The sequence below is a fragment of the Castellaniella sp. GW247-6E4 genome (genome assembly GCF_040276065.1).
GTDB lineage: Bacteria > Pseudomonadota > Gammaproteobacteria > Burkholderiales > Burkholderiaceae_B > Castellaniella.
Window position 1 is genome coordinate 45,990 of record NZ_JBELOI010000009.1, and the last position, 14,060, is coordinate 60,049.

Genomic DNA, 14,060 nt, shown 5'->3' on the forward strand with positions numbered 1-14,060 from the left:
AACGAAGTAGTTTAAACCATCGGGCCTGATCTTCAATCAAGGCCCTGGCCTGGGGTTTCCCTCAGAGATCCTTGAGAACCCAGGCACCGCCCTCGGAGACGAGCTCGCGGTCCACCCGGAACTCGTCCAGGGGATGGGCCTGGCCGCCAGGCACCTGGATCACGATGATGCCCTGCGCGCGCAACCCCCCCACCGCCTCGGCGAGAGCGGCATCGGTTCCCCAAGGGGCGCGGACCGCGCGCGCGGGCTGCGCCTCGGGCAGGCCCGAGGACAGCTTGCGCAAGTCGAGGCTGAAACCGGTGGCCGGACGGGCACGGCCGAATTTGCGACCGATCCCGTCATAGCGTCCCCCACGCACCAGGGCGTCATGCCAACCCTTGGCATAGATCGAGAACACCACACCCGAATGATAGCCGTAGCTGCCACCCATGTCGGCCAGATCGATCGCCAGGGCTTCGCCAGGCAGCGCCGTACACAGGCGCGCAAGCTGATCGAGCGCCTCGCGCACTGCCGGCAGCGGCGGCAAGCGTTGCGCCGCGCGCTCGACCACCCCGGCATCGCCATACAGCGTGACCAGGGTCCGCAGCGCCGCCACGCTGTCGGGCCGCGCGCCGCATTCGCCGAGGAGCTCCTCGATGCCGGGCACGTCCTTGGCGCTGAGCAGGTCGTAGATTTCATCGGCAAATTCGGCGAGCGCCGGATCATCGTCGACCAGGGCACGGCCCACCCCGGGATGGTTCAAGTCCAGGCGCGCCTCGCGCACACCGGCCCGCCGCACGGATTCCATGGCGAGCCGTATGGATTCGATATCGGCCTCGACCCCGGCATGGCCGAAGATCTCGGCGCCAATCTGCAACAACTCGCGATCCGAGAGCAGCCCCGAGGGGCGCGCATGGATCACCGGCCCGCAATAGCATAAGCGTGTGACGCCCTCGCGATTGAGCAGATGAGCGTCAATGCGCGAGACCTGCAAGGTCATGTCGGCACGCACTCCCATCGTCAAGCCCGAGAGCTGATCGACGAGCTTGCATGTGCGCAGCCTCAAGGCCTCGTCGTTGGCGAGCATCAAGGAATCGAGATACTCGACCATGGGCGGCGCCACGAGCTCGAAGCCGTAAGTGCGGTACAGGTCGAGCAGGTCGCGGCGCAATTCCTCGATCCGGCGCGCCTCGGCGGGCAGGATGTCCGACAGATTTTCCGGCAGCAGCCAGTTTGACATCATGGCAACGGATCCCACCTCACGCCTACCGGGCGGGCGCCGGGGCGCGGGCGGGCGCCGCGGAGCGGCCGTGCGCATCATCCCAGAACCGGAAGAACTCGGAGTCGGGGCTGAGCACCAGCGTATTGCCCTGCTCGGCAAAGGCGGAGCGGTAGGCCTCCAGGCTCTTGTAGAAGCTGTAGAAGTCCTCGTTGCGGCCATAGGATCGCGCATAAATGGCCGCCGCCTGGGCATCCCCACCGCCGCGCGTCGCCTGCGCCTGCGCGTAGGCCTTGGCAAGGATCTCCTGGCGCTTGCGATCGGCCTCTGCGCGGATCCGCTCGCTGTCGGCGGCCCCGGTCGCGCGCAGGCGGTTGGCCTCCTGTTTGCGCTCGGCCTCCATGCGCCGGTACACGGACTCGGAAATCTCGGGCGCGAAATCGATACGGCGCAGCCGCACGTCCACCACGTCCACGCCAAGCGGCGCGGCGCGGCGCGCCACGGCGGTCTGGATTTCTTTCATGATGGTGTCGCGGTCGCTCGAGACGACCTGCTTGACCGTGCGCACGTTGACCGCCGCGTTCAGAGCGTCGCGAATCTGGGCTTGCAGGCGCTCGACGGCAGCCGTACTGTTGGCGCCGAAGGTCACGTAGTATTGACGCGGATCCGAGATGCGCCATTTGACGAAAGAATCGATCAGCAGGTTCTTCTTTTCGGCGGTCTGAATGCGCTCGGGATCGCGGGTTTCGATCGTCTGCAGGCGCTTGTCGAGATAGACGACGTTCTCGAACGGCGGCGGATACTTGAAGTACAGACCGGGCTTGGTGATGGTTTCACGCACCTCGCCCAGGGCGAACAGGAGCGCGGAATCGCGCTCGCGCACGACGAACACGCAGGAGGACAGCACCGCGATGACCACGAGGAGGCCGACCAGGACAGGAAAGAAACGTTGCATCGAAGGCTCCTAGCGCGAGTACGGGCTGACCATCAGCGAATCCAGCCCCGACGGTGCGGCGCCCCGCCGCCCCGCCGATGATGCGTTCGCCGATCCGCTGGCGGCCTGTGCGCCGGCCGCCGCCTGCGTGGAGGCCGCGCCGGCGCTGGAGCTCGAGCCGGACCCGGCGCCTGGCGAGGGAACGCTGGCGGCCTGCTTCATGATCTGGTCCAGGGGCAGGTAGAGCATATTGTTGCCCACCTGCGCATCGATCATGACCTTGCTGCTGGCGACCATGATGTCCTGCATGGTTTCGAGGTACAGGCGCTCGCGGGTGATCGACGGCGCCTTAGAGAACTCGGACTCGATGCTGTCGAACCGCGCGGTATCGCCCTGCGCCTGCCCGACGATCTGCGCGCTGTAGCCCTCGGCGTCCTGGGTCATGCGGGACGCCTGGCCCTCAGCCTCGGGCACGACGCGGCTGGCGTAGGCATTGCCCTCGTTGATCTGGCGCTCGCGATCCTGGCCGGCCTTGACGGCGTCATCGAACGCGGCCTGTACCTGCTCGGGCGGCTGCACGTTCTGAATCGCCACGGTACTGATCTGGATGCCGGTCGCGTAGCGGTCGAGGATGCTCTGGGCCAGAGCCTGGACCTCGGAGGCCACCTCGGTCCGGCCCGAATACAGCACGAAGTCCATGTGCTTGCGGCCGACGATCTCGCGCATGGCGGTTTCCGCCGCCTGGCGCACCGACTCGTCGGGCTGGCTGGTGTTGAACAGGTAGGCCGGCGCCCCGTCGGGCAACAAGCGGTACTGGACCACGAACTGCACGTCGACGATGTTCTCGTCATGGGTCAGCATCAGCGACTCGGGCAGGACCTTGTTGCGCGACGAACCCCGGAAGCCGACCTCGAAGGTCCGCAACTGGGAGATATTGACATCCTGCGAGTCCTCGATCGGATACGGCAGGCGCCATTGCAGGCCGGGACTGAGGGTGTGGGTGTACTTGCCGAAACGCGTGACCACCGCGACCTGGCCTTCCTGGACGATCATGAACCCGCTGGCCAGCCACAGCAACACCGCGACCAGAAACAGACCCAGCAGGAACTTGGGCGAGGGGCCGGGCAATTGAGGCAGGCCACCACCGCCCATGGGCCCGCCACCGCCGCCGCGGCGCGAAGAGCGCTTGCCAAACAGGCCGCCCAGGCGCCTGTTGAAATCGCGCCAGACCTCGTCCAGGTCTGGCGGGCCGCCGGACTGGCCGGGTTTGTTCCGCGAAGAATCAGAGTCCTCGTTACTGCCCCGGCCCCAGCCCGGGTCATTCAGATTGAATAATTTCATTGACCGTATCGTTTCCCGTCATTCCTGCCGACTCGGCGATCGCCTGCCGCAAACCATCCAGCCCGCTGCGCTGCAACGCACTGACAAAGACTCGCGCAATCGTACCATGTTCGTCCCGCTCGACCCGGGGTTCATACCCTGCCGAGTCGATTTTGTTATAGACAAGGATTTGCCGGATTCCATCGGCCTTGATCTCGCGCAGCACCTTGTTCACCTCGGCCACCTGCTCGTCGCGCTGCGGGCTGGCGGCGTCGATCACGTGCAGCAGCAGGTCGGCATGCACGGTCTCTTCGAGGGTCGCCCGAAAGGCCGCGATCAGCGTTGTCGGCAGGTCGCGGATGAATCCCACGGTGTCGGAGACCACGACCTGGCCAGCGCCGTCGATCCAGGTCCGCCGCGTGGTGGTGTCCAGGGTCGCGAAAAGCTGGTCGGCCGCGTAGGTCTCGGCGCGGGTCAGGGCATTGAACAGCGTGGATTTTCCGGCATTGGTGTAGCCCACCAGCGACACCGACAGGGTCTGCCCGCGGGCGCGGGCACGCCGCTGGGTAAGGCGCTGGCGCTGAACGCGGGCGAGGCGCTCGCGCAGGGTCCGGACGCGCGCGCCGATCAGCCGGCGGTCGGTCTCGAGCTGTGATTCCCCGGGCCCACGCACCCCAATCCCGCCGCGCTGGCGCTCGAGGTGGGTCCACATCCGGGTCAGCCGGGTCGAGAGGTGCTGGAGCTGGGCGAGCTCGACTTGCAGCTTGCCCTCGTGGCTCTTGGCGCGCAGGGCAAAGATGTCCAGGATGAGGGTCACGCGATCGACCACCCGGACTTCGAAGCGGCGCTCGAGGTTGCGCTGCTGCGCTGGGCTCAGGGGCTGGTCGAACAAGACGACCTCGGCCCCCGTGGCCTCGACCAGCGCCGCCGCCTCGTCGATCTTGCCCGTGCCGATGAAGCCCGCCGCATCCGGGCGGTCGCGCCGCACCATCAGCACCTCGAGGACCTCGGCGCCCGCGCCGCGGGCGAGCATCAGGAACTCCTCGGCATGCGCCGGGTAGTCGGGCTCGCCCAGATCGACGCTGATCACCAAAGACCTCATGGGCATCTCATCAAAAGCATCGCCCGCCGGCAAGGACCGCGCGGCGGGCGATGCGATTCGGCGGGGCGCAAGGAATCAATCGGCGGAATCATCAACCTGGAACGCGACCGGACGCGCCGGCACCACGGTCGAGATGGCGTGCTTGTAGACCATTTGTGTCACGGTGTTGCGCAGCAGGACGACATACTGGTCGAAGGACTCGACCTGCCCCTGCAGCTTGATACCATTGACCAGATAGATGGATACGGGCACGTGATCCTTGCGCAAGGCGTTGAGGAAGGGATCTTGTAGTATTTGCCCTTTGTTGCTCATGGATAAGGCTCCGGTTATTTAATTTATAGTCAGGGATGACCACTGTACAGGGTTTTCCCGTATCCTGCATGCGCAGGACGATGCCCGCGTCGTCGCAATCATTTTAATGCGATTCGGACAGGATTTGAGCGAGTTCGTGGCACAAGCGCGCGCATTCCTCCGGGGTGCCCACGGTGATGCGCAGGAACTGCTCGATCCGCGGCGACTTGAAATGGCGCACCAGAATGGCCCGTTCACGCAAGGTCCGCTGGATCGCGGCGGCGTCGTGCGCCGGATGGCGCGCAAAGACGAAATTCGCCTGCGATGGCAGCACCTCGAACCCGAGCGCCCGCAAATCACCGGTCAGGGTCTCGCGCATGGCCATCACCGCCTGGCGGGTATGGTCGAAATGCGTCTCGTCCTCGATGGCGGCCTGTGCCCCCGCGAGCGCCACGCGGTCCATGGGATAGGAGTTGAAACTGTCCTTGACACGCGAAAGCGCCTCGACCACCGGGGCCCGCGCCAAAGCGTAACCCACCCGCAGACCCGCCAGCGAGCGGGACTTGGACAGGGTGTGAATGACGACGAGGTTGTCGTGGCTGCCCAGGAGCGCCGCGGCCGACTCGGCGCCGAAATCCACGTAGGCTTCATCCACTACCACGGCGGTGTCGGGCCGCGCCCGGGCGATGGCGGCGATCGTCTCGAGCGACAGCGCGCAGCCGGTGGGCGCATTCGGATTGGCGAAAATGATGCCGGCCGGCTCGACCGCCATCGGCTCCATGTAGTCCTCTGGCCGGATCGCGAACTCTGCATCCAGGGGAATCAGTTGGTGGGGCACCTGGAAAAGGCGGCAGTATGTCCGGTAAAAGCTATAGGTGATGTCGGGCAGCAACAACGGCCGTCCCGCGCGCAGGAACAAGGCGTTGAACACGTGCGCGAGGATCTCGTCCGAGCCGTTGCCCAGGAACACCTCGTCGGCATCCAGTCCGTAGCGGCGCGCGATCGCCCGGCGCAGAGCGAGCGCGCTGTAGTCCGGATACAGGCGCAAGTCATCGCCCAGGGCCGCCCGCATGGCCTCGAGGGCCTTGGGCGAGGGCCCATAGGGGTTCTCGTTGGTGTTGAGCTTGAGCAGGTTGGGCATGCGCGCCTGCTCGCCCGGCACATAGGGCACCAATCCGGCGACGTGATCGCTCCAGAGTTTGCTCACCTCATTCATCCTTCAGGTAAGGGTTGCGGGAAGACTTGAACTCGACCGAGAGCGGCGTGCCGGCAAGCTTGAACGCCTCGCGGAACTGTCCCTCGAGATAGCGGCGGTAGGAGTCCGGCACGGCATCGAGGGCATTGCCGTGGACGATGATGCGCGGCGGGTTCTGACCGCCCTGGTGGGCGTAGCGCATCTTGGGGCGAAAGATTCCCTTGCGCGGTGGCGGCTGCTGCTCGACGGCCGCCTGCAGCGTGCGCGTGAGTCGCGGCGTGGAGAGCTTGGCAAACGCGGCCGCATGGGCGGCGTCGACGGCCTGCATCAGCGGCCCCAGGCCTCGCGCCTCGAGGGCCGACAACTGCAGCACCTTGGCAAAAGACAGGAAGCGCAGCTTGCGCTCGTACTCGCGCCGGACCCATTCGCGCCGCTCGGCGTCGATGGCGTCCCATTTGTTCAGCCCCACCACCAGGGCGCGGCCGGCCTCCACCGCAAAGCCCGCGATATGGGCGTCCTGATCGGAAATACCCTCCTGGGCGTCCAGCAGCAGCAAAACCACATTCGCCGCCTCGATGGCCTGCAGGGTCTTGATGACGGAGAATTTTTCGACCGTCTCGAACACCTTGCCGCGGCGGCGCAGACCGGCGGTGTCGATCAGGGTATAGCGGCGTCCCTTGCGCTCGAACTCGATCTCGATCGCATCGCGCGTCGTGCCCGGCAGGTCGTAGGCGATGACACGCTCCTCGCCGACCAGCGCGTTGATGAGCGTGGATTTCCCGACATTCGGACGGCCGGCGATCGCGAGCTTGATGCGATGCCCGGCCTCGTCGGGCGCGGCCTCCGGCGCGTCCCCCGCATCCGCGCGCGGCGGCTGGGCCGCGGCCACGGGCGCGAGAGCCTGTTCGATCAGATCGACCACGCCGTCGCCATGGGCGGCCGAGACCGGCAGCGGCTCACCCAGGCCGAGTTCATAGAACTGGGCCAGGTCGGCGTGGTGGCGCATGCCCTCGGCCTTGTTGACGGCAAGCACGACGCGCTGTCCCGACTTGCGCAGCAGGCGGGCGATCTCGTGATCATGCGCATTGGCCCCTTCGCGCGCGTCGACGAGGAACACCACCACATCGGCTTCGGCGATCGCCTGCTCGGTCTGGCGGGCCATCTCGACCAGGATGCCGCGCGTGGCAACGGGCTCGAAACCGCCGGTGTCAACGACAATGAAGGGGTGATCGCCCACCCTGCCCTCGCCATAATGGCGATCGCGCGTCAGGCCTGAAATATTGGCCACCAGCGCTGCGCGCGAGCGTGTCAGGCGGTTGAACAGCGTGGACTTGCCGACGTTCGTGCGGCCCACCAGGGCCACGACGGGCTTGAAGGACGTCTCAGTCACGCACGCCCACCAACATCACGCTGCCCGCCCCGGTCTGCACCAGCGCGCCCTGGTCGGTCGCCTGCGGCGCCGAGGTGATGGCTCCCCCGCCGGCCTGCAACCGAGCCATCAGATGGCCATCGGCGCGCGACAGAAAATGCAGATAACCCTCGTAGTCTCCCAGGACGATCGCCGAGCCGACGACGGCGGGCGCGCTCAGGCGGCGGTTCAACAGGGCGGACTGTTTCCAGACTTCCTCGCCGCTCTGGGCATCCAGGGCGAACACCACGTCGCGATCCCCAGGGGCATAGATGCGCTGACCATCGGTGGTCATGCCGGTGGAGATCGAGATTTTATGATCCCACACCAGGCGCCCGCCCTGCGAAACGTCGAAACACGCGATCCTGCCCTGGTAGCTGGCGCCGCACAGCAGCGGGCCCAGCGGCAGCGGCGCGCCCACTACATCGCTGATGCGCTCGAGATCGGAGGCGCCGCGCGAAACGGATACCGAACCCTCCCATCGCACCGCGCCGGTGGCCGCGTCGATGACCATGAGGCGCCCGTTGGGCATGCCGGTGATGAGGACGTTCTGCACCATCAGCATCCGCATGCTGGTGCGCAGCGCCAGCGATGGCCCGGGGCGCTGCACGTCCCACCGCAGCTTGCCCGTGGCGGCGTCGAAGGCCTGCACGCGGTAATCCGTGCTGCGCACCACTACCACCCCATTGCCGACGGCGGGGGGAATGTTGACCGCGCTGGCGGCCTGTGCGCGCCAGCGTTCGGTGCCCTGCGCGGCATCGAGGGCGATGACCTCGCCCGCCTCGCTGACCACCGCCACGATGTGGCCGTCGCTGCCCGCCCCGGCGCTGAGCTTGTCTACGCTCGCCTGCCAGCGCGCGGCGCCGCTGGCCAGCGCCAGCGCGGCGACCCCACCGGAAGGCGTGGCCGCATATACGGTGTCGCCGACAGCCTGCGGCGCGAAGCCGTAGCCGCCGCCGCTGCCGATCGACGCGCTCCAGCGGACCGCGACCGCCAACGCGGGCGGATATTCGGTCAGGGGCGCGGGGTCGTAACGCGCATCGGTTTGAGAAAACAGGCCGCAGCCCGACAGGACCGCCAGACCCAGGCCAAGGGCGGCGATGCGAAACAGACGAGCAGTAGTGCGCATGGGGGTCAGGCTCCGTTCAGGGCGTCGATCTTCAACTGCACGATCTGGGTGGCGGGGTCGGCGCCGAACGCCTGGATCGCCGCGCGCCAAGCCTCGACCGCCTCGGCCGGCTTGCCCTGCGCGGCCAGGATGTCGCCGCGCCGATCGGCGTACAAGGCGGCAAAGCCCACCGGCGCCTCGCCCTGGATCTGCGCAAGGGCCTCGTCGTATTTCTTGTCCTGCAGCAGTACGCCTGCCAGGCGCAGGCGCGCGACCGGCGCCAAGGCCGAGGCGGGCCCGGAGGCGGCTAGCCACTGTAATTGCTCGCGCGCGCCGGCGAGATCGCCACGCTGCTCGAGCGCCCAGGCGGCCACCAGAACGCCCCGGGCGGCATAGCCCGAGCTCGCATAGTCCTCGCGCAAGGTGGCGCTCGCGGCCTTGACCCGGGCCACGGCGTCATCGCCCTGCTGCCCAGCCGCGGATTCGAGCGCCTCGAAGTAACCCATGGCCTGGCCGGCCTGGTGCCCCTGATACCACTGCCAGCCGCGCCACCCCGCGAAACTGGCGACCACGGCCAGCAACAAGGCCATGCTGACCGTGCCATAACGGTCCCACCACGCCTTCAGCGCGTCCAGTTTTTCCTGTTCTTCGAGATCGTATGCCATGCCTTTCAAATCCTCGATTGCAATTCAGCGGCCAGCCGATCGAAGGGGATCGATTCCTGCTGTCCACCCTCGGGCGCGTCCTGGCGCAGCCACTTGACCGCCGCGCAGCCACTCGCCAGCTCGTCCTCGCCGATGATGATCGCCGCGACCGCCCCGCTCGCGTCGGCGCGACGAAATTGTGATTTAAACCCAGCCGCACCCGCGTGGACAAGTACCCGCAGCCCGGTGTCGCGCAGGACCTCGGCCAAGCGTGCCGCGCGGCGCTGGCCGGCCTCGCCCTGGTGCACCATGTAGACTTGGCACTCGTCTGGCTGCGCCTGCGCATCCTTGCCTGCCCACAAGTCCAGCAGGCGCTCCATGCCGATGGCAAATCCAACGGCCGGCGCGGGCTTGCCGCCCAGCAGCTCGATCAGGCCATCATACCGGCCACCGCCACACACCGTGCCCTGGGCGCCCAGCCGGTCGGTCACCCACTCGAATACGGTCAGGTTGTAATAGTCCAGGCCACGCACCAGGCGCGGATTGAGCGTATAGGCGATGCCCGCATCCTCGAGGCGCGCGCACAGGCCCCGGTAATGCGCCAGGGATTCCTCGCCCAGAAAATCGAACAGGCGCGGCGCCGCGTTGGCCATGTCCTGCATCGCGGGATTCTTGGTGTCGAGCACGCGCAGCGGATTGGAGTGCATGCGGCGGCGCGCCTCCTCGTCGAGGACATCGACGTGCCGCTGCAAGTGCTCGACCAGGGCGGCCCGGTGGGCCGCGCGCTCGGGCGCCTGGCCCAGGGAATTGATTTCCAGGCGGATGTCCGTCAGGCCCAGCCGGCGCCACAAGCGCGCGAGCATGACGATGAGCTCGGCGTCGACATCGGGGCCCGGGAAGCCCAGCGCCTCGACGTCGATCTGATGGAACTGCCGGTAACGACCCCGCTGGGGTCGTTCATGGCGGAACACCGGCCCGAGGGCATAGACGCGGCGCGGCCGGTCGTAGAGGAAATTGTGCTCGATGACCGCGCGCACCATGCCCGCGGTGAACTCGGGGCGCATGGTCAGGCGCTCGTCATTGAGCGGATCGACAAAGGAATACATTTCCTTTTCGACGATATCCGTGACCTCGCCGATGCCGCGCGCGAACAGGCGCGTGTGCTCGAGCACCGGCGTGCGCAGATTCTGGTAGCCATAGGCGGCGAGCCAGTCGCGCACGATCGCCTCGAGGGCCTCCCACTGGGCGCTCTCGGGAGGCAGCGCATCCTTCATGCCCGTCAGGGCACGGACTTTCTTGAAATCGGACATGCAGATCAATCCAGATGGCGCGCCACGACGCCCGGGCGGCGCGCAGGCTGCTCGCCCGGCCCCTGCCCGAAACGCCGAGCGACGTAATTTTCCACAATCGCCTTGAATTCCTCGGCGATGGTATCGCCCTTGAGCGTCACGGTGCGCTCGCCATCGACATAGACCGGAGCGGCCGGCACCTCGCCGGTGCCCGGCAAGCTGATGCCGATATCGGCGTGGCGGCTCTCGCCGGGGCCGTTGACCACGCACCCCATGACGGCCACGTTCAGGTTCTCGACCCCCGGATAACGGGTTTTCCAGACCGGCATCTGATCGCGCAGAAACCCCTGGATGCTGGCGGCGAGCTCCTGGAACACGGTGCTGCTGGTGCGCCCGCAGCCCGGGCAGGCCACCACCATGGGCGTGAAGGCCCGCAAGCCCATAGTCTGGAGGATTTCCTGAGCGACGACGACCTCGCGGGCACGGTCCCCGCCCGGCTCGGGCGTGAGCGAGATGCGGATGGTGTCGCCGATCCCGCGTTGCAGCAGCACCGCCAGGGCGGCCGTCGAGGCGACGATGCCCTTGCTGCCCATGCCCGCCTCGGTCAAGCCGAGGTGCAGCGGATAGTCGCAGCGCGCCGACAGGTCGGTATAGACGGCGATCAAGTCCTGCACGTGGCTGACCTTGCAGGACAGGATGATGCCATTGGGCGACTGGCCCAGTTCCTCGGCGCGGCGCGCGTTGCTGATGGCCGAGACCACCAGGGCTTCGCGCATCACGGCGCCGGCCGCCAGCGGCTGGGCGCGCGCGGCGTTCTCGTCCATCATCCGCGCGAGCAGCTCGTGGTCGAGGCTGCCCCAGTTCACGCCGATCCGGATCGGCTTGTCGTGGCGGCAGGCGACCTCGATCATCTGGGCGAAATTGTCGTCGCGCCGCTTGCCGCCGCCCATATTGCCGGGGTTGATGCGATATTTGGACAGGGCCTGCGCGCAATCGGGAAATTGCGTGAGCAGCTTGTGCCCGTTGTAGTGGAAGTCGCCCACCAGCGGGACAGGCACGCCCATGCCGTCGAGCGCATTGCGCAAATCCGCCACTCGGGCCGCGGCTTCAGGCGTGTTGACCGTCACACGCACGACCTCGGAGCCCGCGCGCGCCAATTGCGCGACCTGGAGCGCGGTGGCCTGCGGATCGGCCGTGTCGGTGTTGGTCATGGACTGCACCACGACGGGTGCGCCGCCGCCGACCTGTACGGCATGGTCGCCCCAGCGCACGACGACCGCGCGCGTGGGCCGGCGTTCAGCCGCGGAGGGCTCGGCGGCGCCCGCTAGGGTGGGACTCATGACTTCAAGGCCTTCAACCAATCGAAAATCAGCCACTCATCGGGCACCCAGCCCCGATTGACGGCATAGAGTCCGGCCACGCACAACAATACGAGGATCAGCAGCAGCCAGGTCCAGGTGCGGTGGGCCGGCTCGCCTTTGGCGGGCAGGTCCGAGACGCGCAGGGCCTGGGCGGCGCCGAGCGAGTTGACCGTGGGTCGGGGCCGGGTCGGGCCGACCTCGTCATCGAGCAGGCTCAGCATGGCGTCCACGTCCGCATCGAGAAAGCGCGCGTAGTTGCGCACCAGCCCCCGCAGCGGCACCCCCTCGGGCAAACGAGCCCATTCGCGGGCCTCGAGATAGCCCAGTTGCACGGCCGAATACTTGATCCGCGCCGAGACCTCCGGGAGAGTGAAGCCCCGGGCCTCGCGCATGCGCCTGAGCGCCTCGCCGATTCCCAGCGGCGCCTCCCCCAGGGCCGATTCCTGCACCTGCACATCGATCTCCGTCGGGACTTGGTTCATCCATGCTCCTTTTTTCTGATGACGATGCGCGCCCGGTCGGGCAGGCGTTCGTTGATACGCGTCCGGTCACGAACCTCGCCGGCGAGTTGCCCACAGGCCGCGTCGATGTCGTCGCCGCGCGTCTTGCGCACCGTCACCACCAGGCCGGCATCCACGAGACGCTGCGAAAACAGCCTGATCCGGGCCGCCGGCGAGCGCCGCAGCCCGGACTGCGGAAAGGGGTTGAACGGAATCAAGTTGAATTTGCAGCGCACCTGCCGCGCGATCTCGATCAGCTCGCGCGCATGCTCGTCCGAATCGTTGACCCCGTCGAGCATAATGTACTCGAAGGTGATGAAGTCGCGGGGCGCATATTCCAGATAGCGGTTGCAGGCCGCCAGCAGTTCGGGCAGCGGGTGCTTGCGGTTGAGCGGCACCAGCCGATCACGCAGTTCATCGTTGGGCGCGTGCAGGGAGACGGCCAGCGCCACCGGGCAATCCCGCGCGAGGCGATCGATCATGGGGACCACGCCCGAGGTCGAGACGGTGACGCGTCGCCGCGACAGGCCGTAGGCATGATCATCGAGCATCAAGCGCAGCGCCCCCAGGACCTGGTCGTAGTTGAGCAGGGGCTCGCCCATGCCCATCATGACCACGTTGCTGACGGCGCGCGCGGGCTCGCCGGATCCGCCCTCGAGGCGCGCCGCCGACGGGTCCTCGCGCAGCGCGCGGTTCGCATGCCAGAGCTGGCCGATGATCTCGGCGGTGCTCAGGTTGCGGCTGAAGCCCTGGTAGCCGGTCGAGCAGAACGGGCACGCCACGGTGCACCCGGCCTGGCTCGAGATGCACAGGGTGCCGCGATCGTCCTCGGGGATGAAGACGGTTTCGATGGCATTGCCCTGCCCCATGTCGAACAGCCACTTGCGGGTGCCATCGGCCGAGCGTTTTTCCAGGTTGACCGCTGGCCCGAGAACCGCGCAGTGGGCCTCGAGACGCTCGCGGAAATCACGCGCCAGGTCGGTCATCGCGCCGAACCGGTCCTCGCCGCGTTGATGGATCCAGCGCGAGAGCTGGCGCGCGCGAAAGGGCTTGCCGCCCCATTGGGCGACCAGGCTGGCCAGTGCTTCGGGGTCTAACCCCAGGACGTTGACGGATTGGGCGGCGGACATGCGGCGATCGGCGACGTGGCGAGCGCCCGGCTGGGGCGCCCGGCCGCATCAGCGGCTGTGGATGTTGCTCTCGGGAAAGAAGAACGCGATTTCGACGGCGGCGGTCTCGGGCGCGTCCGAGCCATGGACGGCGTTGGCGTCGATGCTGTCGGCGAAATCGGCGCGGATAGTGCCAGCGGCGGCTTTCTTGGGATCGGTGGCGCCCATCAGGTCACGGTTTTTCGCAATCGCCTCCTCGCCCTCGAGCACCTGGACGAACACCGGGCCCGAGACCATGAAATCGACCAGATCCTTGTAGAAGGGCCGCTCCTTGTGCACCGCGTAGAAGCGCTGCGCGTCGTCGCGCGAGAGCTGCTGCAGGCGAGCGGCCACGACCTTCAGGCCCGCCTGCTCGAAACGGGCGACAATCTGACCGATCGCGTTCTTGGCGACGGCATCGGGTTTGATGATGGAGAGGGTACGTTCAATAGCCATGAAGAATCCGCAATGAAGAGTGGAACGGCGGGAAAATCGGTTTTCCCAATGAAAACAATTACTTTGTTCAAGTTTATGTCAACCGCGCATTTTACCATGCCCCACT

At 67.1% G+C, this 14,060-nt stretch carries 14 protein-coding genes; all 14 read right to left on the reverse strand.

Annotated elements, in window-relative coordinates:
- Positions 1–61: 61 nt before the first annotated feature.
- The 14 genes from ABS761_RS12015 to ndk all read right to left on the reverse strand — a co-directional run bounded on the left by ABS761_RS12015 (position 62) and on the right by ndk (position 13,954).
- The gene (locus tag ABS761_RS12015; protein ID WP_350408697.1) at positions 62–1,219 is read right to left on the reverse strand and encodes an ATP phosphoribosyltransferase regulatory subunit; all 1,158 of its coding nucleotides are present in this window, start codon (positions 1,217–1,219) and stop codon (positions 62–64) included.
- Between the two features lie 25 nt (positions 1,220–1,244).
- Positions 1,245–2,153, reverse strand: a complete 909-nt coding sequence (gene hflC / locus ABS761_RS12020; RefSeq protein ID WP_350408570.1) for a protease modulator HflC — start codon at positions 2,151–2,153, stop codon at positions 1,245–1,247.
- A gap of 9 nt (positions 2,154–2,162) precedes the next feature.
- Positions 2,163–3,473, reverse strand: a complete 1,311-nt coding sequence (hflK, locus tag ABS761_RS12025) for an FtsH protease activity modulator HflK (protein WP_350408571.1) — start codon at positions 3,471–3,473, stop codon at positions 2,163–2,165.
- The gene (hflX, locus tag ABS761_RS12030; protein ID WP_350408572.1) at positions 3,451–4,554 is read right to left on the reverse strand and encodes a GTPase HflX; all 1,104 of its coding nucleotides are present in this window, start codon (positions 4,552–4,554) and stop codon (positions 3,451–3,453) included. The genes hflK and hflX overlap by 23 nt, the downstream gene beginning before the upstream one ends.
- Positions 4,555–4,629: 75 nt before the next feature.
- The gene (hfq, locus tag ABS761_RS12035; protein WP_269498433.1) at positions 4,630–4,866 is read right to left on the reverse strand and encodes an RNA chaperone Hfq; all 237 of its coding nucleotides are present in this window, start codon (positions 4,864–4,866) and stop codon (positions 4,630–4,632) included.
- 103 nt (positions 4,867–4,969) lie between these two features.
- Positions 4,970–6,052, reverse strand: a complete 1,083-nt coding sequence (gene hisC / locus ABS761_RS12040) for a histidinol-phosphate transaminase (protein ID WP_350408573.1) — start codon at positions 6,050–6,052, stop codon at positions 4,970–4,972.
- A gap of 1 nt (position 6,053) precedes the next feature.
- Positions 6,054–7,430 (reverse strand): ribosome biogenesis GTPase Der, encoded by a 1,377-nt coding sequence (gene der / locus ABS761_RS12045; RefSeq protein ID WP_350408574.1) that lies wholly within the window; start codon positions 7,428–7,430, stop codon positions 6,054–6,056.
- Positions 7,423–8,577, reverse strand: a complete 1,155-nt coding sequence (bamB, locus tag ABS761_RS12050) for an outer membrane protein assembly factor BamB (RefSeq protein ID WP_350408575.1) — start codon at positions 8,575–8,577, stop codon at positions 7,423–7,425. The genes der and bamB overlap by 8 nt, the downstream gene beginning before the upstream one ends.
- A 5-nt stretch (positions 8,578–8,582) precedes the next feature.
- Entirely contained in the window at positions 8,583–9,221 is a 639-nt protein-coding gene (locus ABS761_RS12055) for a YfgM family protein (RefSeq protein WP_350408576.1), read from the reverse strand.
- Between the two features lie 5 nt (positions 9,222–9,226).
- A complete protein-coding gene (gene hisS / locus ABS761_RS12060) occupies positions 9,227–10,510 on the reverse strand; it encodes a histidine--tRNA ligase (RefSeq protein WP_350408577.1) in 1,284 nt (427 codons plus the stop codon).
- Positions 10,511–10,515: 5 nt separating this feature from the next.
- Positions 10,516–11,829 carry a flavodoxin-dependent (E)-4-hydroxy-3-methylbut-2-enyl-diphosphate synthase gene (ispG, locus tag ABS761_RS12065; RefSeq protein WP_350408578.1) on the reverse strand — a complete coding sequence of 438 codons (1,314 nt, stop codon included), beginning with the start codon at positions 11,827–11,829 and terminating at the stop codon, positions 10,516–10,518.
- On the reverse strand, positions 11,826–12,332 hold the full coding sequence (locus ABS761_RS12070; RefSeq protein ID WP_350408579.1) for a helix-turn-helix domain-containing protein: 507 nt from the start codon (positions 12,330–12,332) through the stop codon (positions 11,826–11,828). The genes ispG and ABS761_RS12070 overlap by 4 nt, the downstream gene beginning before the upstream one ends.
- Positions 12,329–13,480: a dual-specificity RNA methyltransferase RlmN gene (rlmN, locus tag ABS761_RS12075; RefSeq protein ID WP_350408580.1), complete on the reverse strand. Its 1,152-nt coding sequence runs from the start codon at positions 13,478–13,480 to the stop codon at positions 12,329–12,331. Before rlmN ends, ABS761_RS12070 begins: the two co-directional genes overlap by 4 nt.
- Before the next feature lie 48 nt (positions 13,481–13,528).
- A complete protein-coding gene (gene ndk / locus ABS761_RS12080) occupies positions 13,529–13,954 on the reverse strand; it encodes a nucleoside-diphosphate kinase (protein WP_350408581.1) in 426 nt (141 codons plus the stop codon).
- Positions 13,955–14,060 lie beyond the last annotated feature (106 nt).

Excerpts from the sequence above, each read along its gene's own strand:
- ABS761_RS12015 (WP_350408697.1), bottom strand. The coding sequence starts at position 1,219 with ATGTCAAACTGGCTGCTGCCGGAAAATCTGTCGGACATCCTGCCCGCC.
- hflC (WP_350408570.1), bottom strand. The coding sequence starts at position 2,153 with ATGCAACGTTTCTTTCCTGTCCTGGTCGGCCTCCTCGTGGTCATCGCG.
- hflK (WP_350408571.1), bottom strand. The coding sequence starts at position 3,473 with ATGAAATTATTCAATCTGAATGACCCGGGCTGGGGCCGGGGCAGTAAC.
- hflX (WP_350408572.1), bottom strand. The coding sequence starts at position 4,554 with ATGAGGTCTTTGGTGATCAGCGTCGATCTGGGCGAGCCCGACTACCCG.
- hfq (WP_269498433.1), bottom strand. The coding sequence starts at position 4,866 with ATGAGCAACAAAGGGCAAATACTACAAGATCCCTTCCTCAACGCCTTG.
- bamB (WP_350408575.1), bottom strand. The coding sequence starts at position 8,577 with ATGCGCACTACTGCTCGTCTGTTTCGCATCGCCGCCCTTGGCCTGGGT.
- ABS761_RS12055 (WP_350408576.1), bottom strand. The coding sequence starts at position 9,221 with ATGGCATACGATCTCGAAGAACAGGAAAAACTGGACGCGCTGAAGGCG.
- hisS (WP_350408577.1), bottom strand. The coding sequence starts at position 10,510 with ATGTCCGATTTCAAGAAAGTCCGTGCCCTGACGGGCATGAAGGATGCG.
- ispG (WP_350408578.1), bottom strand. The coding sequence starts at position 11,829 with ATGAGTCCCACCCTAGCGGGCGCCGCCGAGCCCTCCGCGGCTGAACGC.
- ABS761_RS12070 (WP_350408579.1), bottom strand. The coding sequence starts at position 12,332 with ATGAACCAAGTCCCGACGGAGATCGATGTGCAGGTGCAGGAATCGGCC.
- rlmN (WP_350408580.1), bottom strand. The coding sequence starts at position 13,480 with ATGTCCGCCGCCCAATCCGTCAACGTCCTGGGGTTAGACCCCGAAGCA.
- ndk (WP_350408581.1), bottom strand. The coding sequence starts at position 13,954 with ATGGCTATTGAACGTACCCTCTCCATCATCAAACCCGATGCCGTCGCC.